Here is a 21,630-nt window from a genome sequence, read left to right as displayed (position 1 = left end):
CTCCCCCGCGGGGGCGGTGGACGTAAGGGGACGACGATGACCAGGACCGGCGGACGCAGCGTTCTCCTGCTGGCCCACACCGGTCGGCCCGCGGCGGTGCGCAGCGCCCGCCTGGTCCACGAGAGCCTGAGCGGCGCCGGGATGACCGTGCGCATGCTCAAGGAGGAGGTGGACGAGCTCGCCGAGGCGGGCTGCGTCCTGTCCCCGATCGAGGTCGTCGGACCCGACGCGGCGGCCCAGGGCGTGGAGCTGGTCATGGTGCTGGGCGGGGACGGCACCCTGCTGCGGGCGGCCGAGCTGGCCCGGCCCGCGGGCGCCCCCCTGCTGGGCGTCAACCTGGGGCACGTCGGGTTCCTGGCCGAGGCCGAGCGCGAGGACCTGGGCGCGACCGTGCGCAGCGTCGTGGAGCACAACTACGACGTCGAGGAGCGGATGACCCTGGACGTGGCCGTGTTCAACGGCGGCCGCGCCGACGGGGTCCCGACGGTGCGCACGTGGGCGCTCAACGACGCCACGCTGGAGAAGGGCGAGTCGCGGCGGATCGTGGAGGCGGTCCTGGAGATCGACGGGCGCCCGCTGTCGCGGTGGGCGGCCGACGGAGTGGTGTGCGCCACTCCGACGGGGTCGACCGCGCACGCCTTCTCCGCGGGCGGCCCGGTGGTGTGGCCGGACGTGGAAGCCCTGCTGGTGGTGCCTTTGAGCGCGCACGCGCTGTTCGCCCGGCCGCTGGTGGTGGGGCCCCACGCCACGGTCGCGCTGGAGATCATGCCGGACACGGCGCCGGGCGTGCTCTGGTGCGATGGACGGCGTATGGTCGAATTGCCCGCCGGGGCACGGATCGAGATCACCCGTGCCGATACGCCGGTCAGGTTGGCCCGGTTGCACCGGGCCCCGTTCACCGACCGGCTGGTGGCCAAGTTCGGGCTCCCCGTGGCGGGCTGGCGCGGCCGCCGGGAGCAGGGCCACTGACCGCGCCCGCACCCGCGGTCCGCGGGTGCGGCGCCCCGGCAGGGGGCGCGCGGGAGAACGCCAAGACAAGTGGGGCCGACGATCAGGAGAGGGTTCGGTGCTCGAAGAAGTCCGCATCCAGGGACTCGGGGTCATCGAGGACGCCGTGTTGGAACTGTCACCGGGGCTGACCGTCGTCACCGGTGAGACCGGCGCAGGTAAGACCATGGTCGTCACCGGGCTGGGGCTGCTCTTCGGCGGTCGCGCCGACCCCCAGCGGGTGCGCCCCGGGGCCGACCGGGCCCTGGTCGAGGGCCGCCTGTCGGTGCCCGGCGGGGGCCGGGTGGCCGAGCGGGTGGCCGAGGCCGGCGGCGAGCTGGACGAGGACGTGCTGATTCTGGCGCGCACGGTGTCGGCCGAGGGCCGCTCCCGTGCCACGCTGGGCGGCCGGTCGGCGCCGGTGAGCCTGCTGGCCTACCTGGCCGACGACCTCGTGGCCGTGCACGGCCAGTCCGACCAGCAGCGGCTGCTGCGCACCGACCGCCAGCGCGGGTCGCTGGACAGGTTCGCGGGCGAGGAGCTGACCAAGGCGCTCAAGCAGTACGCGGTGGCGCACCGGCGCCACCGCGAGGTGTCCGAGGAGCTGACGGAGCTGACGGAGCGGGCGCGCGAGCGCGCCCAGGAGGCCGACATGCTCCGGTTCGGGGTCGAGGAGATCGGCGCGGCCGAACCGGTCCCGGGCGAGGACGCCGAACTCCTGGAGGAGGAGACCCGGCTGGCGCACGCCGACGGGCTGCGCATGGCCGCGACCACCGCCCACGAGGCGCTGGCCGGGGACCCGGCCTCCGACGTGGAGGTCGACGTGTCGGCGCTGCTGTCGGCGGCCCGCCAGGCGGTGGCGGCGGTGCGCGAGCACGACCCCGCGCTGGCGGCCATCGGCGACCGGCTGGACGAGGCCTCCTACATCCTGACCGACGCCGCCACGGAGCTGGCGTCCTACGCCGAGTCGGTGGACGCCGACCCGGCCCGGCTGGCGCACGTGCAGGAGCGCCGCGCGCTGCTGACGTCGCTGTCGCGCAAGTACGGGCCGACCGCCGACGACATCCTGGGGTGGGCCCAGGACGCGGCCAAGCGGCTCTCCTCCCTGGAGGGCGACGACGAGCGCATCGAGGAGCTGCGGGCCGAGGCCGAGGAGCTGTACGGGCGGATGGACCGCTGGGCGGGCGAGCTCACCCGGATCCGCACCGAGGCGGCCGAGCGGTTCGGCGCGGCGGTCACCGAGGAGCTGACGGCGCTGGCGATGCCGCACGCGCGGGTGAGCGTGCGGATCACCACGGGGGAGGAGTTCGGCTCCCACGGGCGCGACGACGTGGAACTGCTGCTGGCGCCCCACCCCAGCGCCCGGCCGCTGGCGCTGCACAAGGGCGCCTCGGGCGGTGAGCTGTCCCGGGTGATGCTGGCGATCGAGGTGGTGTTCGCGGGCGCCGACCCGGTTCCCACGTTCGTGTTCGACGAGGTCGACGCGGGTGTGGGCGGCAAGGCGGCGGTGGAGATCGGCCGCAGGCTGGCGCGCCTGGCGCGGCGCTCCCAGGTGATCGTGGTCACCCACCTGCCGCAGGTGGCGGCGTTCGCCGACGCCCACCTGGTGGTGGAGAAGTCCACCGACGGCCTGGTGACCGAGAGCGGGGTGGTCCGCCTGGACCGGGACGGTCGGGTGCGTGAGCTGTCGCGGATGCTCGCGGGTCTGGAGGACTCCGAGCTGGGCCGTGCGCACGCCGAGGAACTGCTGGTCAACGCCGATCCGGAGCGTGCGTACCCGGCGGTGTGAGGGTGGTGCCGGCGGGACCTCCGTGATCGGTGAGGGGTGAGTCGCCCCGAGTCGGGTAGGTGCCCGGACGCGGCGTCTTCGGGCGCCCGTGGACCGAACACGCCGACCGCCACGCTTTTATTACTCTGCGTAGGCGCGTTCTGACAGTATGCCAGCGATGAAGGTATCGGATGCGCTCAGCGCCACAGTCATGCGGTTCCGCCGAACCCGGGCGGACTCTCCCACCGGGCTGGTCGCTCCCGTGCGCTCGGACCGGCGCACCAAGAACCTGACCAAGCGCCTGCGCCCCGGCGACATCGCGGTCATCGACCACGTCGACCTGGACCGCGTCAGCGCCGAGGCGCTGGTCGGGTGCGGGGTGTCGGCGGTCGTCAACGTCGCCCGGAGCATCTCGGGCCGCTACCCCAACCAGGGCCCGGAGCTGATCACGGGGGCGGGCATCCCACTGGTCGACGACGTCGACCCCGAGGTGTTCACCCGGGTGCACGACGGCGAGCGGCTGCGCCTGGACGGCGGCGTGCTCTACCGGGGCACGGAGCCGGTGGCCCGCGGCACCGAGCAGACCCCCGAGACGGTCGCCGCCGCCATGGCCGAGGCCCGCGCCGGGCTGGCCACCCAGCTGGAGGCGTTCGCCGCCAACACCATGGCCTACCTCCAGCACGAGCGGGACCTGCTGCTGGACGGCATCGGCATCCCGGAGATCTCCACCGCCATGGAGGGCCGCCACGTCCTGATCGTCGTGCGCGGCTACCACTACCGGGAGGACATCGCCGCGCTGCGGCCCTACATCCGCGAGTTCCGGCCGGTGATCATCGCCGTGGACGGCGGCGCCGACGCGGTGATGGAGGCCGGGTACCGGCCCGACATCATCGTCGGCGACTTCGACTCGGTGTCGGACCGTGCGCTGGCCAGCGGCGCCGAGCTGGTCGTGCACGCCTACCGGGACGGCCGGGCCCCCGGGCTCCGGCGCCTGACCGACCTGGGGTACCCGGCCGTGGTCTTCCCCGCGACCGGCACCAGCGAGGACGTGGCGATGATGCTCGCGGACGGGTCCGGGGCCTCCCTCATCGTGGCGGTGGGCACGCACGCCACCCTGGAGGAGTTCCTGGACAAGGGCCGCTCGGGCATGGCCAGCACCTTCCTCACCCGGCTCCGGGTGGGCGGCAAGCTCGTGGACGCCAAGGGCGTGAGCCGCCTGTACCGCTCGCGGATCTCCCCGTGGGCGCTGCTCGGGCTGGTCGCGGCCTGCCTGCTCACGATCGTGGTCGCCGCCTACAGCTCACCGGCCGGGCAGGTCTACCTCACGTTCCTCGCGGCGCGCTGGGACGCCTTCACCTACTGGCTGACGGGGCTGTTCACGTGATCGATTTCCGCTACCACCTGGTATCCATCATCGCGGTGTTCCTGGCGCTGACGGTGGGGCTCGTCCTGGGCACCACCATGCTCCAGGACCCCCTGCTCAACACCTTGCAGAACGAGACCGCCGACCTGCGGGGCCAGACCGAGGACCTGCGCACCGAGCGCGACGTCGCCGACCGGGTCAACGCCGGGGGCGACCAGCTCGCCGACGCCGCGGCCGAGGACCTGCTGCACGACCGGCTCCGCGACCTGGACGTGGTCCTGGTGCAGGCGCCGGGGGCCGACGCCGACACCGCGGCCGCCCTGGGCGACCGGATCGAGGAGGCCGGGGGTTCGGTCGCCGGCCGGGTCGAGGTCCGGTCCGAGTTCGTCGACCCGGCCAACACCGCGTTCGTCGACGAGCTGTCCCTCCAGGTGTCCGCCGACCCGGGCGGGCTGGAGGGCGTGGGGACCTACGAGAAGGCGGGCACCGAGATCGGCCGCGCCCTGGCCCGCGGGCCCGAACGCGACACCGACGCCGACGGGGACGGCGAGGGCGACGGTGAGAAGGACGACAAGGACGAGAAGGACGGGCACGACCCGGCCGCGACACTGGCCACGTTCGTCGAGGGGGGCCTGGTCTCGGTGCACGGCGACCCCGCCGGGACGGTGGACGCCGCGGTGGTGCTCGCCCCCGCCTCGGCCGAGCAGGCCGGACACGAGGACCGCGAGGCGGTGAACACGGTGCTGGCGGCGTTCACGGCGGCCCTGCACGGCCGCGTCGAGGGGTTGGTGCTGGCGGGGGACGTGCCGTCCTCGCGCGGGCACGGCATGCTCGCCCGGGCCCGCGCCGAGGAGGCGGTCTTCGCGACCGTGGACATGGCGGGGCGCCCGATGGGCGACATCGTCGCGGTGCTGGCGCTGGCCGAGGACATCGGCGGCGACGGCGGTGCCTACGGGGTGGGGGAGGGGGTGCGCGGGTTCATGCCGGACCCGCTGCCCGAGCCCCGGGAGTCGGCCTCGCCGTCGCCCTCGCCCTCCCCGTCGCCGGGCGGGGACGAGGCCCGCCGCGCCTCCCGGGAGGGCGAGTGATGGGCTTCGCCTCCCGGATCGCGGGCACCGGCCGCCGCGCGGTCCCGACCCCGGCGGTGCAGGGGGTGGTCGGCGCCGCGGTGGCGGCGGTGGCCGCCCGCGCCGCCTACACCCTGCTCACCCGCGCCACCCCCGACGTGCGCCCTGTACGGGTGCCCGGCCCCCGGGCCGAGCCCGGCGGCCGGCCGGCCGCCGGGCCCTCCACGGCGCCGCGGGCGGCCCGGCCGGTCGCGGCCTCCCCGGTCGCGGCCGACCTGCTCTTCGGGGCCGCCGGCGGCCCCGGCGCCCCCGCCGCGTGCGGCGCCGCCGGCCCGGGCTCCGCGGGCGCACGGGGCCGGGCCGCCACCGGCGCGGCCGACCTGCTCTTCGGTCCCCCGCGCGGTTCCGGCGCCCCCGCGCCGCCCCCGGATCCCGACCCGGACCCGGACGCGTCCGGCCCCCGGGACACGGCGGATCCCGCCCCCGCGCCGGTGTCGGACCCCTCGCGGGCGGGGGCGTGGTGGCGCACCAACTTCCGCGGCCGCCGGGTGACCCTCCAGGAGGGCCCCGCGCTGGCCTACGGGGTGTGCGCGGCGAGCCTGCTCACCCCCGGCCCGGACCCGCGTGCGCGGGCGGCCACGGCGCTGGCCGCCGCCGGGGCCGCGGGGTTCGGCGCCTACGACGACCTCGCCGGCTCGGCCGGGTCCCGCGGCCTGCGCGGCCACCTCGGTGCCCTGGCCCGGGGCCGGGTGACCACCGGGGCGGTGAAGATGGCGGGCATCGGCGCGACCGGGCTGGCCGCCGCCGCCCTGCTGCGGCGCGGCCCGCTGGACACCCTGGTGGACGGGGCGCTCATCGCCGCCGGGGCCAACCTGGTCAACCTGTTCGACCTGCGCCCGGGCCGCGCCGTCAAGGTCGGGCTGCTGGCCGCGCTGCCGGGCCTGGCCTCCCCGGCGGCCCCGCTGCTGGCGCCCACCGTCGGCGCCTGCGCCGCGCTGCTCCCCGACGACCTGGCCGAGCGCTCCATGCTCGGCGACGCGGGCGCCAACGCCCTGGGCGCGGCGCTGTGCGCCGCCGCCGCGGCCCGCGCCCCCCGGCGGGTGCGGCTGGCGCTGCTGGGCGGGGTGGTCGCCCTGACGCTGGCCAGCGAGGTCACGAGCTTCTCCGCCGTCATCGACCGGGTGCCGCCGCTGCGGGCCTTGGACCGCTGGGGGCGGTGCGCGTGAGGGGCCCGGGGTGTCCCGTATCGCCGCCGGGGTGACACACGGGGTCGGCCGGGCCGCGCTGCTCATCGCCGTGGTCACCGTGGGCGCCCGGGTGGCCGGGTTCGGGCGCACGGTGGTCTTCTCCCAGACGGTGGGGGACACCTGCCTGGGCACCGCCTACATCACCGCCAACCAGCTGCCCGCGGTACTGTTCGAGATCGTCATCGGCGGGGCGCTGACCGCGGTGGTGGTGCCGGTGCTGGCCGCCGCCGCGGAGCGGGGCGAGCGGGAGGGCGTGGAGCGCACCGCCTCGGCGCTGCTCACCTGGGTGCTGCTGCTGTCGGTGCCGCTGGCCGGGCTGATCGCGCTGGCCGCCCCCCACCTGATGGCGCTGATGCTGGGCCCGGGCGCGGGCTGCGACCCCCGGGCGCTCGCGGAGCTGTCGGTGCGGATGCTCCTGGTGTTCGCCCCGCAGGTGGTGTTCTACGGGCTGGCGGCGGTGCTGTACGGGGTGCTGCAGTCCCACCGTGCGTACCTGTCCCCGGCGGTGGCGCCGCTGGTGTCGAGCGTGGTGGTGATCTGCTCCTACCTGCTGTTCGTGCCGCTGGGCGGCGCCCACCGCGACGACCCGGACGGGCTCTCGGCGGGGGCCGAGCTGGTGCTGTCGCTGGGCACCACGGCCGGGGTGCTCGCCCTGTTCCTGACGGTGCTGGGGCCCGCGGTACGGCTGGGGCTGCGCTGGCGCCCGCGGCTGGCCTTCCCGCCCGGGGTCGGGCGGCGGGTGCGGTCGCTGGCGGCGGCCTCCCTGGTGCCCCTGATCGCGATGCAGGCCTGCCTGCTCCTGTCGGTCGCCCTGGCCAACAGGGGTGGCGGCGCGGGTGCGTCGGTGCTGTACTCCTACGCGTGGGCCCTGTTCACCCTGCCCTACGGGGTGATCGCGGTGCCGATCGCGACCAGCGCGTTCACCGCCCTGGCGGTGGCGCACGCCGACCGCGACCGGGGCGCGTACGCGGAGCTGGTGGCGGGACCCGCCCGGGCGGCGGCGGTGCTGACCGCCGCGGTGGGCACCGCGCTGGCGGCGGCGGCGCTGCCGGTGGCGGAGGTGTTCGCCCGTCAGGATCCCGCGGCGCTGGCGCGCGCCCTGGCGGCCTACGCCCCGGGTGTGGTGGGGTTCGGCCTGGTGGCGCTGTACAGCCGGGCGCTCTACGCCTCCCACCACGGCAGGCCCGCCGCCGCGGCCCAGACCGCGGGCTGGCTGCTGGTGATGGCGGGCTCGGTGGTGTCGGTCGCGCTGGTGCCCCGGGGGTGGGCGATCGCGGCGCTGGGCTGGTCGACGACGCTGGGGCTGACCTGTGCGGCGCTGGCGTGCGCGGCGGCCGTGCGCAGGGTGCACGGCGCGCCGGCGCTGGCCGGGGCGGGGCGCACGGCCGCGGCGGTCGCGGCGGGCGGTGTGCTGGGATGGGCGGCGGGCCGCCCGGTGGCCGGGGCGCTGGCGGGCGGCGGGGTGTGGCCCTCGGTGGGGGCGGCCCTGGTGTCGGGCGCCCTGGCGGTGGTGGTGTTCGCCCTGGTGGCCGCCGCGGTCGACCGGTCGGCGGCACGGGCGGCCCTGGATCGGGTCCGGAGCGTGTTCGAACGCAGGAGGGGGAGCCGGTGAACGGCAGGATCGCGTTGGTGCTGGGGACCAGTACCGGTGGGGCGGGCAGGCACGTGCTGTCCCTGGGCGAGGGGCTGGTGCGCCGGGGGTACCGGGTAGCCGTGGTCGGCCCGGCCTCGGCCGAGAGGGAGTTCGGCTTCACGGACGCCGGGATGCGCTACGCGCCGGTGCGGATCGGGGCGGCGCCCTCGGCCGCGGACCCGGCGACGGTGCTGCGGCTGCGCTCGGTGCTCCGGGGGGCGGACGTGGTGCACGCGCACGGGATGCGGGCCGGGGCGCTGTGCGCGCTGGCCGGGGTGCGGCCGCTGGTGGTGACCGCGCACAACGCGCCGCCCCCGGTGGGCGGCCCGAGGGCGGCGGCCTACCCGGTGCTGGAGAGGATCGTCGCGCTGCGCGCCGACGTGGTGCTGGGGGTATCGGGCGACCTGGTGCGGCGGCTGGAGCGGGCGGGCGCCCGCGACGCCCGCCACGCCGTGGTGGCCGCCCCCGACACGGGGCCGCCGGTCAAGGGGCGCGAGGCGACCCGCTCGGACCTGGCGGTGCTGCCCGAGCGGCCGCTGCTGCTGACCATCGCCCGGCTGGCCGAGCAGAAGGGCCTGGACATGCTGCTGGCGGCGGCCCCGCGGATCGCCGACCGGCGTCCGGAGCCGGTCGTGGCCATCGCGGGGGACGGGCCGCTGTGGGGGACCCTGCACGACACCGCGGCGGAGCTGGGGGCCGACGTGCGCATGCTCGGGCACCGCGCCGACGTGGCCGACCTCCTGGCGGCCGCGGACGTGTTCTGCCTGACCAGCCAGTGGGAGGGGCCCTCGCTGGTGATCATGGAGGCGCTGCGGGCCGGGCTGCCGGTGGTGGCCACCCGGGTCGGCGGCATCCCCGACCTGTACGCGGGGACGGTGCTCATGGTGCCGCCCGGCGACCCGGCGGCGTTCGCGGCGGCGGTGGGGCGGGTGCTGGACGACCCGGGGCTCGCCGCGGACCTGCGGGAGCGGTCCAGGGCGGCGGCGCGGTCGCTGCCGGGCGAGGAGGACGCGGTGGCGGCGGCCTGCGACGTGTACAAATCCGTGCTGGGCCGGTGAGGCGCGCCGGGGGGCGGGAATACCGCCGGCGCCTCGCACCTTGTGTCCCTGGGGTCCCGGTTCGTCCGTCCAGTATCTCCAGGGAGCGGATGATGTGTCCCCGGGGTCGCTCGAATTCATCCTCCGCGCCACTTCTACGGAGAGGGCGCGGTGTGGCATCGTGGTCACAGGCAGGGCGTGCGCGGTCACATCGTGCGGCCGGTATCCTTGCCTGGCATGTGAGGGGAGTATCCCTGTCGCGGCGGCGCCGTCATCACGGAACACAAGGGCGTGTTCCCGGTACCGTCGGTTCGCACCCTTCGGGGTTCGAGCGGGAGAGACCTCCGGCAGTTCGACGTGCGTGCAAACAGCCCGCGCGCACTGACCGGAGGAGTAGACGACAGTGAACGTACCCTTGTGGGTCTGGGCCGCCACGATCGGCGCCATGATCGCGATCCTGGTCATCGACCTGGCGATCGTGGACCACCCGTGGAGCAAGAAGAAGGGCCCCCAGGAGTTCGGGGTCAAGCAGGCGGCCTGGTGGGCCGCCTTCTACATCGGCATCGCCATCCTCTTCGGCTTCGGCGTCTGGTACTACGGCGGCGCGACCGCCGGTGCCGAGTACTTCGCCGGGTTCGTCACCGAGAAGAGCCTGAGCGTCGACAACCTCTTCGTGTTCTACCTGCTGATGGGCTCCTTCGCGGTGCCCAAGAAGTACCAGCACGAGGTGCTGCTCGTCGGCATCGTCATCGCGCTGATCATGCGCGGTATCTTCATCGTCCTCGGCGCCCAGGTCATCAACGCCTGGAGCGAGGTCTTCTACCTGTTCGGCGCCTTCCTCATCTACACCGGCTACAAGATCGTCCGGGACCACGTGAAGGGCGACGAGGAGCAGAAGGACTTCACCCAGACGCCGGTCGTGCGCCTGGTCAAGCGGTTCTGGCCGGTCACCCAGGACTACCACGGCTCGCACCTGACGGTGAAGATCGAGGGCCGGCGCCACATCACCCCGATGCTGCTGGTCATCCTGGCCATCGGCGTCATCGACCTGGTGTTCGCGGTCGACTCGATCCCGGCGATCTTCGGCCTCACCCAGGACGCCTACATCGTCTTCACCGCCAACGCCTTCGCCCTGCTGGGCCTGCGCCAGCTGTACTTCCTGCTGGCCGGCCTGATGGACCGCCTGGCCTACATCAGCTGGGGCCTGTCGGCCATCATGGTGTTCATCGGCGTGAAGATGATCCTGCACGCGCTGCACGAGAACGGCATCCACGTCTTCGAGATCAGCACCGGCGTCTCGCTGACCGTGATCCTCGGGGTCATGGCGGTCACCATCGTCGGCAGCCTCGTCAAGTCGGCGGCGGACAAGCGCAACGAGCCCCCCGCCGTGGAGGAGGAGGGCGAGAGGGACAACGCGGGCGACCGCTCCTAGCCCCTCCCTCCGAGTGCTCCCGTCCGGGGGCGGCCCCGCACGCCGGGGCCGCCCCCGGATCCTTTGTTCTCCCGGGAGGTCCGGCGAAAACCCTGCCATCGAACACGCGTTCGTCTATAGTGGGTCCCGTGTCGGCGCCGGAGTGTCAGGGCGCGGCACTTCTCCGTTGCGGAAGAAACCGTCGGCGGAGGTCGTTAGGCTTGACGGACGGGGTGGGCCCACGGCCCTCCCCCACCCCCTTCAGCGGCCCGGATCCGGGGCCGGGGCGGTCGTCCGGGAGTCTCGACCGCCGCACCACGAACCACACACGGGCAGGCCGACGCCCGGCCTGTGCCCTGTGCGCCACAGCCGAAGGATGTCTCACTCGATGGTCGAACAACTGGTAGTCCGGGGCGCCCGGGAGCACAACCTCAAGGACGTGTCGCTGGACCTTCCCCGCGACGCCATGATCGTGTTCACCGGCCTGTCCGGTTCGGGAAAGTCCTCGCTGGCCTTCGACACGATCTTCGCGGAGGGCCAGCGCCGCTACGTCGAGTCCCTCTCCGCGTACGCCCGCCAGTTCCTGGGGCAGATGGACAAGCCCGACGTGGACTTCATCGAGGGCCTGTCCCCGGCGGTGTCCATCGACCAGAAGTCCACCAGCCGCAACCCGCGCTCCACCGTCGGCACCATCACCGAGGTGTACGACTACCTGCGGCTGCTGTGGGCCCGCGTCGGCGTCCCCCACTGCCCCGAGTGCCGCCGGGAGATCTCCCGGCAGAGCCCGCAGCAGATCGTCGACCGGGTCCTGGAGATGACCGAGGGCACCCGCTTCCAGGTGCTGGCCCCGGTCGTGCGCGGCCGCAAGGGCGAGTACCTCGAACTCTTCAAGGACCTGCAGTCCAAGGGGTACACCCGCGCCGTCGTGGACGGCGCGTCGGTGCGCCTGGACGAGCCGCCCAAGCTCGGGCGCTACGACAAGCACGACATCGCGGTGATCGTGGACCGGCTCTCCGTCAAGGAGGGCTCCCGCGGGCGGCTGACCGACTCGGTGGAGACCGCGCTCAAGCTGGCCGGCGGCACCATCGTGCTGGACTTCGTCGACCTGCCCGAGGACGACCCCGAGCGCGAGAAGGTGTTCTCCGAGCACCTGTACTGCCCCTACGACGACCTCTCCTTCGAGCAGCTGGAGCCGCGCTCCTTCTCCTTCAACGCCCCCTACGGCGCCTGCCCGGACTGCTCCGGCCTGGGCACCCGCATGGAGGTCGACCCGGAGCTGATCGTCCCCGACCCGGAGAAGTCGCTGGCCGAGGGCGCCCTGGCCCCCTGGTCGGGCGGGCAGAACGGCGGGTACTGGGAGCGGCTGCTGGTCGCCCTGGGCGAGGCGATCGGCTTCGGCCTGGACACCTCCTGGGAGAAGCTGCCCAAGCGCGCCCGCAAGGCGATCCTGGAGGGGCACGAGACCCAGGTCCACGTCAGCTACCGCACCCGGTACAACCGCGAGCGCTCCTACTACACCGACTTCGAGGGCGTCATCCCCTGGGTCAAGCGCCGCTACACCGAGACCGAGAGCGACTACGGCCGCGAGCGCCTGGAAGGCTACATGCGCACCGTGCCCTGCCCGGCCTGCGAGGGCACCCGGCTGCGCCCGGTGGTGCTCGCCGTGACCGTGGGCGGGCGGTCGATCGCCGAGGTGGCGTCGATGTCGCTGGCCGACAGCGCCCGCTTCCTGGCCGACCTGAGCCTCTCGGACCGGGACATGGTCATCGCCGCCCAGGTCCTCAAGGAGATCAACGCGCGGCTGGGCTTCCTGCTCGACGTGGGCCTGGACTACCTCACCCTGGCCCGCTCCTCGGGGTCGCTCTCGGGCGGCGAGGCCCAGCGCATCCGGCTGGCCACCCAGATCGGCTCGGGCCTGGTGGGCGTGCTCTACGTCCTGGACGAGCCGTCCATCGGCCTGCACCAGCGCGACAACGCCCGCCTGCTGGAGACCCTCCAGCGGCTGCGCGACATCGGCAACACCCTCATCGTCGTCGAGCACGACGAGGACACCATCCGCGCCGCCGACTGGGTGGTCGACATCGGCCCCGGCGCGGGCGAGCACGGGGGCCACGTCGTGGTGTCGGGCATCGTCGACGAGCTGCTCACCAACGAGGAGTCGCTCACCGGCGACTACCTGGCCGGGCGCCGCGGCATCGAGGTCCCCTCGGTGCGCCGGCCGCTGACCCGGGGGCACGAGCTGGTCGTCCGGGGCGCCCGCGAGAACAACCTGCACGACGTCGACGTCGCGTTCCCGCTCGGGGTGTTCACCGCCGTCACCGGGGTGTCGGGCTCGGGCAAGTCCACCCTGGTCAACGAGATCCTGTACAAGGCGCTGGCCAAGGAGCTCAACGGGGCGCGCGACGTGCCCGGCCGCCACCTGCGGGTCAACGGCCTCAACAAGGTCGACAAGGTCGTCCACGTCGACCAGAGCCCGATCGGGCGCACCCCGCGCTCCAACCCGGCCACCTACTCGGGCGTGTTCGACCACATCCGCAAGCTGTTCGCGCAGACCACCGACGCCAAGACGCGCGGCTACCAGCCGGGCCGGTTCTCGTTCAACGTCAAGGGCGGGCGCTGCGAGGCCTGCTCCGGCGACGGCACGCTCAAGATCGAGATGCAGTTCCTGCCGGACGTCTACGTCCCCTGCGAGGTGTGCCACGGCGCCCGGTACAACCGGGAGACGCTCCAGGTCAAGTACAAGGGCAAGAGCATCTCCGAGGTCCTGGACATGCCGATCTCGGAGGCGCTGGAGTTCTTCGAGCCGGTCAACGCGATCCGCCGCCACCTGCAGACCCTCACCGACGTGGGGCTGGGGTACGTGCGCCTGGGCCAGCCCGCCACGACGCTCTCGGGCGGGGAGGCGCAGCGGGTCAAGCTCGCCGCCGAGCTGCAGCGCCGCTCCACCGGGCGCACCGTGTACGTGCTGGACGAGCCCACCACCGGCCTGCACTTCGAGGACATCCGCAAGCTGCTGGGCGTGCTCGACCGGCTGGCGGACTCCGGCAACACGGTGATCGTCATCGAGCACAACCTGGACGTCATCAAGACGGCCGACCACCTCATCGACATGGGCCCCGAGGGCGGCTCCGGCGGCGGCACGGTGATCGCCCAGGGCACCCCGGAGGAGGTCGCGGCGGTCGCCGACTCCTACACCGGGCGGTTCCTGGCCAAGATGCTCTGAGCCGCGACCGCGCGCGGCCGGCCCGCCCCCGGGCCTGTTCCCCGGGGCGGGCCGCCGCCGTGTACGGCCCCTCATGGCCGGCCCGTTTCCGCGTCCCGGCCCGCGTTCGCGGCGCCGGGCCGGCCGGGCGCCCGGCGCCAGCCGTCGGCGGCGGCTTCGGGCGGACCCGGATCGAAGCACTCCACGGCGCCTACTACAGTGCGTCGTAGGTTTGGACGTGCTGGTGAGGAGCGTTGGGTCGTGGCGGTCGAGAAGACGTGCGGGTGCGGGGTGAGCAGGCGCCGCCTGTTCGGGACGGCCGGGGCGGTCGCCGCCGCCGGAGCCGTCACCGCGGTGAGCGCCTGCGGCGGGGAGCCCCCCAAGCCGCAGGACGTCCGGCGGGGCCAGGTGGTCGGCCAGACCACCGACGTCCCCGAGGGCGGCGGGACCGTCTTCAGCCACAGCAAGCTGGTCGTCACCCAGCCCGAGAGCGGTGACTACCGGGCCTTCGCCGCCTCCTGCACCCACGGCGGCTGCACCGTCCAGGAGGTGGGGGACGGGGTCATCCGCTGCCTGTGCCACGGCAGCGAGTTCGACTACACCACCGGCGAGGTCGTCACCGGCCCGGCGCAGGAGGCGCTGGAGGAGTTCACGCTCACGGTGGAGGGCACCGACATCATCCTCGACTGACCCCGTGCGCGCGAACGCCCCGGGACCGTCGCGGTCCCGGGGCGTTCGGCTGTACAGGGGGCTCAGGCGTCCTCGACGGCGTCCTCGCGGTCGCCGGAGCCGTTGCGCTCCGAGCGCCGCAGCGCCGCCGAGGCGGCCGCGGCGCGGACGAACTCCTCCTCGGCGGCCACCACCTCGGTGCGGTTGCGCGGCAGCGACTGCGGGTAGTGCTCGACCAGCCAGCCGATGAGGTGCTCGCGGATCTCGCAGGCGATGTTCCACTGGGCGCCGGTGTCGGCGGCGGTGGCCACGACGCGCACCATCACCTCGCCGTTCTCGGTGATGTCCACCACCTGGCAGGACCAGCTGCGCCCGTCCCAGTTGTCACTGGAGGTGATGAGGCGCCCCGCCTCCTCGCGCAGCTCGGCGATCGGGACCTCCCAGTCCAGCGGCATCATCACCTTGGCGGTGATCGCCGTGCCGTGCTTGGTCCAGTTCTCGAAGCTGGTCGTGGTGAAGTTCGCGACCGGCACCACCAGGCGGCGCTCGTCCCAGATCTTGATGGTGACGTTGACCAGGGTCAGCTCCTCGACCCGGCCCCACTCGCCCTCGACCACGACGACGTCGCCGATGCGCAGGGCGTCGCTGAACGCCAGCTGCAGGCCGGCGAACAGGTTGCCCAGGGTGGACTGCGCGGCCACACCGGCGACGATGCCGATGATGCCGGCCGAGGCCAGCAGCCCCGCGCCCAGCGCCTGTACCTGCGGGAAGGTGAACAGGATCGCGGAGATCGCCACGACCACGATGACGGAGGTGACGACCCGGCGCAGCAGCCGCATCTGCGTCTGGAGGCGGCGGGCCTTGCGGTCGGCGTCGCCGTTGGCGTGGGACAGCCGGGCCAGGATGGTGTCGGTGACGGCGTGGGCGAGGCTGATGCCCAGGGCGGTCAGCGAGGCGATCATCAGGATGACCATCGCGTGCCGGAGCGTGCCGAAGGTGGCCCAGCCCACGTCGGAGACGCTGGGCAGCCCCAGGTTGGCGCCCACCACCGCGCCGGCGGCGTATCCGGAGTACCGGGTCCTCACCACCAGGTAGTCGGCGATGCTCCATACCTTGGCGAGCTTGTGCTTGAGCACCCAGCGCGCGGCGAACACCAGGGCCACGGAGATGGCCACGGCGATGCCGAGGACGATCCAGGCCCAATATTCGTCGAGGTCCACGGCGCAAGGCCCCCTTGTCGTTCATGTCGGAAAGGGTCGTGTACCCGCCCAACCTAGAGCATCCGGATACCCGATCGTGACGTTCGGGCGACCCGATCGTGGTCCTGGGCGGGTGCGTCCGGCCACCGGTCGCGGTGAGCCGGGGCACGAGTGGCCGGATGTCACCGGCAGCCACCAGAATGGGGGTATGCCTGCGACACCTCACCTGCGTCCCGCGCCCGGTTCCATCCCGACCTCACCGGGGGTCTACCGGTTCCGGGACGGCGCGGGACGGGTCATCTACGTCGGCAAGGCCAAGAACCTGCGCTCGCGCCTGTCGTCGTACTTCCGGGACTTCGCGGGCCTGCACCCGCGCACCCAGCAGATGGTCTCCACCGCCGCCGACGTCGACTGGACGATCGTGGGCACCGAGGTGGAGGCGCTCCAGCTGGAGTACTCCTGGATCAAGGAGTACGACCCGCGGTTCAACGTCAAGTACCGCGACGACAAGAGCTACCCCTACCTGGCGGTGACCCTCGACGAGGAGTTCCCGCGCGTGCAGGTCATGCGCGGGGCCAAGCGCAGGGGGGTGCGCTACTTCGGCCCCTACTCGCACGCCTGGGCGATCCGCGAGACCGTGGACCTGCTGCTGCGCGTCTTCCCGGTGCGGACCTGCTCGGCCGGGGTGTTCCGCGGCGCCCGCACCAGCGGCCGCCCCTGCCTGCTCGGCTACATCGGCAAGTGCTCGGCACCGTGCACCGGGAAGATCTCCCCGCCGGACCACCGCGCCCTGGCCGACGACTTCTGCTCGTTCCTGGCCGGGGACACCGGCCGGTTCATCCGCCACCTGGAGAGCGGCATGAAGGAGGCCGCCCAGGAGATGGAGTACGAGCGCGCGGCCCGGCTGCGCGACGACATCGAGGCCCTGCGCGCGGCCCTGGAGAAGCAGGCGGTGGTGCTGCCCGACTCCACCGACTGCGACGTGATCGCCCTGGCCGAGGACCCGCTGGAGGCGGCCGTGCAGATCTTCTACGTGCGCGGCGGCCGCATCCGCGGCCAGCGCGGCTACGTGGTGGACAAGGTCGACGACGCCGGGTCCGCCGAACTCATGGCGACGTTCCTGCGCCAGCTCTACGGCTCCGCCGAGGGCGCCCTGGAGAGCGAGGGGACCGGCACCGCCGTGCCCCGTGAGGTGCTGGTCTCCCACGAACCCGCGGATCCGGGCCCCCTCGCCGGGTGGCTGGCCGACCACCGGGGCGCCCAGGTGGACCTGCGGGTCCCCCGGCGCGGCGACAAGCGCGCGCTGATGGAGACCGTGGAGAAGAACGCCCGCGAGGCGCTGGCCCGGCACAAGACCCACCGGGCGGGGGACCTGAGCACCCGCAGCCGCGCCCTCAACGAGCTCCAGGAGGCCCTGGAGCTGGAGGAGGCGCCGCTGCGCATCGAGTGCTTCGACATCTCCAACCTCCAGGGCGAGCACGTGGTGGCGTCCATGGTGGTGTTCGAGGACGGGCTCGCCCGCAAGTCCGAGTACCGCCGCTTCTCGGTGCGCGGGAGCGGCGAGGGCGGCGCCGAGCAGCACGACGTGGCGGCCATGTACGAGGTGGTCCGGCGCAGGTTCCGCCGCTACCTGGAGGAGAGCGCGCGCAACGGGGAGGTCGCCCGGATGGGGGAGACCGGCGGCGGGGCGGCGGAACAGGACGGTCACCCGATCGACGACGAGCCGAAACCCGGGAAGTTCGCCTACCCCCCTAACCTGGTGGTGGTGGACGGAGCGCGCCCCCAGGCCCAGGCCGCGCGCCGTGCCCTGGACGAGTTGGGCATCGACGACATCGCCGTGTGCGGTCTGGCCAAGCGCTTGGAGGAGGTGTGGTTGCCCGACGACGAGGACCCGGTCATCCTGCCGCGTACCAGCGAGGGCCTGTACCTGCTCCAGCGGGTGCGCGACGAGGCGCACCGCTTCGCCATCGCCTACCACCGCCAGAAGCGCGCCAAGGCGCTCACCGGGAGCGCCCTGGACGAGCTGCCCGGCCTGGGTCCGGCCCGCCGCACCGCCCTGATCAAGGAGTTCGGGTCGGTCAAGCGGCTGGCGGCGGCCACGGCGGAGGAGATCGCCGCGGTGCCGGGCATCGGCCCCAAACTGGCCGAGGCCGTGCACGAGCACTTGTCCGGGGGCCCGTCGGCACGGGAGACCGACGGGGCACCGGTACCGAACAGCACTGACGGGGGAGGAGACACATGACGGTCGAACTGGGCGGGGAGCTGCCGCCCGAGGTGGTCGTCGTCACCGGGATGTCCGGTGCGGGCCGGAGCACGGCCGCCAGGGCCCTGGAGGACCTGGACTGGTTCGTGGTGGACAACCTGCCGCCGGGCCTGCTGCCGACGATGATCGAGCTGGCGGGCCGCACCCACGGGGCGGTGCCCCGGGTGGCGGTGGTCGTGGACGTGCGGTCGCTGGCGTTCACCGAGGACCTGCTGTCCACGGTGGAGGAGCTGCGCAAGCGCGACATCACGGCGCGGGTGCTCTACCTGGAGGCGGGCGACGAGGCGCTGGTGCGCCGCTTCGAGGGCGTGCGCAGACCCCACCCGCTCCAGGGCGACGGCAGGCTGACCGACGGCATCGCCCGCGAGCGCGAGACCCTGCGCGCCATCCGCGGCGAGGCCGACCTGGTCATCGACACCTCCCAGCTCAACGTGCACCAGCTCAAGGCCCGGGTGATCGGGTTCTTCGGGGAGAGCGACGAGGCGCGCCCGCGCGCCAACGTGGTCTCCTTCGGGTTCAAGCACGGGCTGCCGGTCGACGCCGACCTCGTCCTGGACTGCCGGTTCCTGCCCAACCCCCACTGGATCCCGGAGCTGCGGCCGATGAACGGCCGCGACGAGCCGGTGCGCGACTACGTGCTGTCCCAGGACGGGGCCAAGGAGATGCTGGAGGCCTACAGCGAGGTTCTCAAGCTCACCATCGAGGGCTACCAGCGCGAGGGAAAGCACTACATGACCCTGGCGGTGGGCTGTACCGGCGGCAAGCACCGGAGCGTGGCCATGGCCGAGCAGTTCTCGGAGCGGCTGCGGGCCCAGGGCGTGGAGGTCCACGTGGTGCACCGGGACGTGGGCCGGGAGTAGCGGTCCCCGGGCCCCGTCCCCGGCCGTGCCCCGGGCCGGCCGGGCGGGGCGCGGGGCCCGGGGCGACACGGCCCGGCCGTTCGGGTGAACCGAATCGCCAAGCGGGCCGTCTTCCCTTACATTGACTCGGTCACCGCCGGTGCCGATACCCCGTGGGGACAGGGGCTCCGGCGGTTCGGGGGCGTCGGTCGCACCCGCCGTCCTCGGCGGTGCGCCCACCGCTGCACACGGGTACGAGGGGCAGGCCACGACCATGGCGAAGAGCACCGGACCGGACGGGGACGGACCGCGTCCGCCCCGGGTGGTCGCGTTGGGCGGCGGGCACGGCCTGTACGCGTCGCTGTCGGCGCTGCGCCGGGTGACCACCGACGTGACCGCGGTGGTGACGGTCGCCGACGACGGCGGGTCCAGCGGGCGGCTGCGCCGCGAGCTGGGGGTGCTGCCGCCGGGGGACCTGCGGATGGCGCTGGCGGCCCTGTGCGGGGACGACGAGTGGGGCCACACCTGGAGCCAGGTGCTCCAGCACCGGTTCCGCTCGGAGGGCGACCTGCACGGCCACGCGGTGGGCAACCTGCTCATCGTGGCGCTGTGGGAGCTGCTGGGCGACTCCGTGGCCGGCCTCGACTGGGTGGGGCAGCTGCTGGGCGCGCACGGGCGGGTGCTGCCGATGTCCTCGGTGCCGCTGGACATCTCCGCCGAGGTGGTGGGCGCCGACCCCGAGCGGCCCGGCGAGGTGACGACGATCCGCGGCCAGGTGGCCTGCGCGAGCACGGCCGGCCGGGTGCGGTCGATCTCGCTGATCCCGGAGGAGCCCCCGGCGGGGCCGCAGGCGGTCAAGGCGGTGCGCGAGGCGGACTGGGTGGTGTTCGGCCCGGGCTCCTGGTTCACCAGCGTCCTGCCGCACCTGCTGGTGCCGGACCTGGCGCACGCCCTGGTGACCACGCGGGCCAAGAGGGTGGTGGCGCTCAACCTGTCGCCCCAGCGCGGGGAGACCGACGACTTCCGGCCCGAGACCTACCTGGAGGTGCTCCGCGACCACGCGCCCAAGCTGGGCGTGGACGTGGTGCTGGCCGACCGGGGCGCGGTGGAGGACCGCGAACCGCTGGAGGCCGCCGCGCGGGACCTGGGCGCGCGGCTGGAGCTGGCCGACCTGGCGGCGGGCGACGGCAGCCCCCGGCACGACCCGGAGCTGCTGGCGCGGGCGTTCGAGAGGATCGTGGCCGACTGACGGGTTCCCCGTGGGGGCGGGCGGGGAAGACCGGCGCCATGGGTCACGACATCGGTGTGGAGCGGGTCTACGACGAGGTGCGCGGGGAGCCGCCGCCGGGCGAGCTGTTCCTGGTGGACCGGATCTGGCCGCGCGGGGTCCGCAAGAGCTCCCTGGAGGGCGTGCGGTGGGTCAAGGAGGCGGGCCCCAGCGCGGACCTGCGCTCCTGGTTCGGCCACGACCCGGACCGGTTCGAGGAGTTCGCCCGCCGGTACCGGGAGGAGCTGTCCGGGAACCGGGCGGTGCTGGAGCCGATCCTGGAGGCGGCGCGCCGCGGTCCGGTGACGCTGCTGTATTCGGCGCGCGACGAGGAGCACAACCAGGCGGTGGTGCTGCGGGACCACCTGGCGGAGCTGTTGTCGGGGCGGGCCGGGGGCAATTGACCGCACACCGGCATGAAGGCCGTGACCTGCGCCCGCGCGGGTGCGGGGGTCTCGGCAACACGCCGTCCCAGGGTCGGCACCGAGCGTCTCGTAACGTAGTCTGCCTCGAAGAAAGTCGCTCGTGGCGGGGCCGCGGCGGCGCCACCGGTGCCCGTGCGCGCGGCACCGGTCAGGGTCGTTTCAAGGGGGAGGTTCGCAGCGATGGCGATGACCGGCGTGGTGAAGGATGAATTGAGCCGTCTGGCCATTCTGAAGCCATGCTGCCGCAAGGCGGAGGTGTCCACCATCCTGCGGTTCACCGGCGGGCTCCACCTCGTGGGCGGCCGGATCGTGATCGAGGCCGAGCTGGACACCGGGGCCGCGGCGCGGCGCCTGCGCAAGGACATCTCCGAGGTGTTCGGGCACGAGTCCGAGGTCGTCGTGCTCTCCCCGAGCGGCCTGCGCAAGGGCAACCGGTACGTGGTGCGGGTGATCAAGGACGGCGAGTCGCTGGCCCGGCAGACGGGTCTGGTCGACAACAACGGGCGCCCGGTGCGCGGCCTGCCCCGGCACGTGGTGGCGGGCGGGTCCTGCGACTCGGAGTCGGCGTGGCGGGGCGCGTTCATCGCGCACGGCTCGCTGACCGAGCCGGGCCGGTCGATGTCGCTGGAGGTCACCTGCCCCGGGCCGGAGGCGGCGCTGGCGCTGGTGGGCGCGGCGCGGCGGCTCAAGGTGCACGCCAAGGCCCGCGAGGTGCGCGGGGTGGACCGGGTCGTGGTGCGCGACGGGGACTCCATCGGCGCGCTGCTGACCCTGCTCGGCGCCCACCAGAGCGTGCTGGCCTGGGAGGAGCGCCGGATGCGCCGGGAGGTGCGGGCGACCGCGAACCGGCTGGCGAACTTCGACGACGCCAACCTGCGGCGCAGCGCCCGCGCGGCGGTGGCGGCCGGGGCACGGGTGGAGCGGGCGCTGGAGATCCTGGGGGAGGACGCCCCCGAGCACCTGGTGGCCGCGGGCAAGCTGCGCCTGGCGCACAAGCAGGCGTCGCTGGAGGAGCTGGGCCAGCTGTCGGTGCCGCCGCTGACCAAGGACGCCATCGCCGGACGTATCCGCAGGCTGCTGGCCATGGCGGACAAGCGGGCGGCGGATCTGGGAATCGAGGGGACCGAGGCGAACCTCACTCCGGACATGCTGGTGCCCTGACCTGCGGCTGCGCGTTCGGGGCGGTGACATGCGCGTAACGCCGATGTTCGGCTTTGTTAACGGCGAGAAGTAGCCGATAACTTCGGCAAATG

The 21,630-nt window shown here is 73.9% G+C and carries 16 protein-coding genes; 15 read left to right on the top strand and 1 reads right to left on the bottom strand.

What is annotated here, in order from left to right; genetic code table 11:
• The first annotated feature begins 36 nt into the window (after positions 1 to 36).
• The 10 genes from BUE45_RS21565 to BUE45_RS21520 all read left to right on the top strand — a co-directional run bounded on the left by BUE45_RS21565 (position 37) and on the right by BUE45_RS21520 (position 14,405).
• A complete protein-coding gene (locus BUE45_RS21565) occupies positions 37 to 969 on the top strand; it encodes an NAD kinase (protein ID WP_073381196.1) in 933 nt (310 codons plus the stop codon).
• A gap of 97 nt (positions 970 to 1,066) precedes the next feature.
• A complete protein-coding gene (gene recN / locus BUE45_RS21560; protein ID WP_073381195.1) occupies positions 1,067 to 2,776 on the top strand; it encodes a DNA repair protein RecN in 1,710 nt (569 codons plus the stop codon).
• Positions 2,777 to 2,966: 190 nt separating this feature from the next.
• A complete protein-coding gene (gene steA, locus BUE45_RS21555) occupies positions 2,967 to 4,139 on the top strand; it encodes a putative cytokinetic ring protein SteA (RefSeq protein WP_073381194.1) in 1,173 nt (390 codons plus the stop codon).
• The gene (locus tag BUE45_RS21550) at positions 4,136 to 5,206 is read left to right on the top strand and encodes a copper transporter (protein WP_073381193.1); all 1,071 of its coding nucleotides are present in this window, start codon (positions 4,136 to 4,138) and stop codon (positions 5,204 to 5,206) included. Before steA ends, BUE45_RS21550 begins: the two co-directional genes overlap by 4 nt.
• Positions 5,207 to 5,460: 254 nt before the next feature.
• Positions 5,461 to 6,411, top strand: a complete 951-nt coding sequence (locus tag BUE45_RS34100) for a hypothetical protein (RefSeq protein WP_449406661.1) — start codon at positions 5,461 to 5,463, stop codon at positions 6,409 to 6,411.
• Between the two features lie 10 nt (positions 6,412 to 6,421).
• Positions 6,422 to 8,044: a murein biosynthesis integral membrane protein MurJ gene (gene murJ, locus BUE45_RS21540; RefSeq protein WP_073381192.1), complete on the top strand. Its 1,623-nt coding sequence runs from the start codon at positions 6,422 to 6,424 to the stop codon at positions 8,042 to 8,044.
• Positions 8,041 to 9,123: a glycosyltransferase family 4 protein gene (locus BUE45_RS21535; RefSeq protein WP_073381191.1), complete on the top strand. Its 1,083-nt coding sequence runs from the start codon at positions 8,041 to 8,043 to the stop codon at positions 9,121 to 9,123. Before murJ ends, BUE45_RS21535 begins: the two co-directional genes overlap by 4 nt.
• A 382-nt stretch (positions 9,124 to 9,505) precedes the next feature.
• Positions 9,506 to 10,534 carry a TerC family protein gene (locus BUE45_RS21530; protein ID WP_073381190.1) on the top strand — a complete coding sequence of 343 codons (1,029 nt, stop codon included), beginning with the start codon at positions 9,506 to 9,508 and terminating at the stop codon, positions 10,532 to 10,534.
• 367 nt (positions 10,535 to 10,901) lie between these two features.
• On the top strand, positions 10,902 to 13,736 hold the full coding sequence (gene uvrA / locus BUE45_RS21525; RefSeq protein ID WP_073381189.1) for an excinuclease ABC subunit UvrA: 2,835 nt from the start codon (positions 10,902 to 10,904) through the stop codon (positions 13,734 to 13,736).
• A 270-nt stretch (positions 13,737 to 14,006) separates the two neighbouring features.
• Complete coding sequence (locus BUE45_RS21520; protein WP_073381224.1) at positions 14,007 to 14,405, top strand: Rieske (2Fe-2S) protein; 399 nt, start codon at positions 14,007 to 14,009, stop codon at positions 14,403 to 14,405.
• Between the two features lie 62 nt (positions 14,406 to 14,467).
• Here the strand turns inward: BUE45_RS21520 and BUE45_RS21515 are convergent, their stop codons facing one another.
• The gene (locus tag BUE45_RS21515; RefSeq protein ID WP_073381188.1) at positions 14,468 to 15,604 is read right to left on the bottom strand and encodes a mechanosensitive ion channel family protein; all 1,137 of its coding nucleotides are present in this window, start codon (positions 15,602 to 15,604) and stop codon (positions 14,468 to 14,470) included.
• 187 nt (positions 15,605 to 15,791) lie between these two features.
• Here BUE45_RS21515 and uvrC point away from each other — a divergent pair, with 187 nt between their 5' ends.
• The 5 genes from uvrC to whiA all read left to right on the top strand — a co-directional run bounded on the left by uvrC (position 15,792) and on the right by whiA (position 21,538).
• The gene (uvrC, locus tag BUE45_RS21510) at positions 15,792 to 17,825 is read left to right on the top strand and encodes an excinuclease ABC subunit UvrC (RefSeq protein ID WP_073381187.1); all 2,034 of its coding nucleotides are present in this window, start codon (positions 15,792 to 15,794) and stop codon (positions 17,823 to 17,825) included.
• The gene (gene rapZ, locus BUE45_RS21505) at positions 17,822 to 18,706 is read left to right on the top strand and encodes an RNase adapter RapZ (RefSeq protein WP_073381186.1); all 885 of its coding nucleotides are present in this window, start codon (positions 17,822 to 17,824) and stop codon (positions 18,704 to 18,706) included. Before uvrC ends, rapZ begins: the two co-directional genes overlap by 4 nt.
• A 253-nt stretch (positions 18,707 to 18,959) precedes the next feature.
• Positions 18,960 to 19,934, top strand: a complete 975-nt coding sequence (locus tag BUE45_RS21500) for a gluconeogenesis factor YvcK family protein (protein WP_178378608.1) — start codon at positions 18,960 to 18,962, stop codon at positions 19,932 to 19,934.
• A gap of 38 nt (positions 19,935 to 19,972) precedes the next feature.
• Positions 19,973 to 20,356, top strand: coding sequence for a DUF488 domain-containing protein (locus BUE45_RS21495; protein WP_073381185.1), 384 nt, complete (start codon positions 19,973 to 19,975; stop codon positions 20,354 to 20,356).
• A gap of 201 nt (positions 20,357 to 20,557) precedes the next feature.
• On the top strand, positions 20,558 to 21,538 hold the full coding sequence (gene whiA, locus BUE45_RS21490) for a DNA-binding protein WhiA (protein ID WP_073381184.1): 981 nt from the start codon (positions 20,558 to 20,560) through the stop codon (positions 21,536 to 21,538).
• Positions 21,539 to 21,630 lie beyond the last annotated feature (92 nt).

Origin of the sequence: Nocardiopsis flavescens, from assembly GCF_900141985.1 — a bacterium.
Classification (GTDB): domain Bacteria; phylum Actinomycetota; class Actinomycetes; order Streptosporangiales; family Streptosporangiaceae; genus Nocardiopsis; species Nocardiopsis flavescens.
The sequence above is the reverse complement of the archived record's forward strand: the minus strand, read 5'-3'. Positions and strand labels throughout refer to the sequence as shown.

What these genes read in the sequence shown, in the direction of transcription:
- BUE45_RS21565 (WP_073381196.1), top strand. Translation starts at nt 37, where the DNA reads ATGACCAGGACCGGCGGACGCAGCGTTCTCCTGCTGGCCCACACCGGT.
- steA (WP_073381194.1), top strand. Translation starts at nt 2,967, where the DNA reads ATGCGGTTCCGCCGAACCCGGGCGGACTCTCCCACCGGGCTGGTCGCT.
- uvrA (WP_073381189.1), top strand. Translation starts at nt 10,902, where the DNA reads ATGGTCGAACAACTGGTAGTCCGGGGCGCCCGGGAGCACAACCTCAAG.
- uvrC (WP_073381187.1), top strand. Translation starts at nt 15,792, where the DNA reads ATGCCTGCGACACCTCACCTGCGTCCCGCGCCCGGTTCCATCCCGACC.
- rapZ (WP_073381186.1), top strand. Translation starts at nt 17,822, where the DNA reads ATGACGGTCGAACTGGGCGGGGAGCTGCCGCCCGAGGTGGTCGTCGTC.
- BUE45_RS21500 (WP_178378608.1), top strand. Translation starts at nt 18,960, where the DNA reads ATGGCGAAGAGCACCGGACCGGACGGGGACGGACCGCGTCCGCCCCGG.
- BUE45_RS21495 (WP_073381185.1), top strand. Translation starts at nt 19,973, where the DNA reads ATGGGTCACGACATCGGTGTGGAGCGGGTCTACGACGAGGTGCGCGGG.
- whiA (WP_073381184.1), top strand. Translation starts at nt 20,558, where the DNA reads ATGGCGATGACCGGCGTGGTGAAGGATGAATTGAGCCGTCTGGCCATT.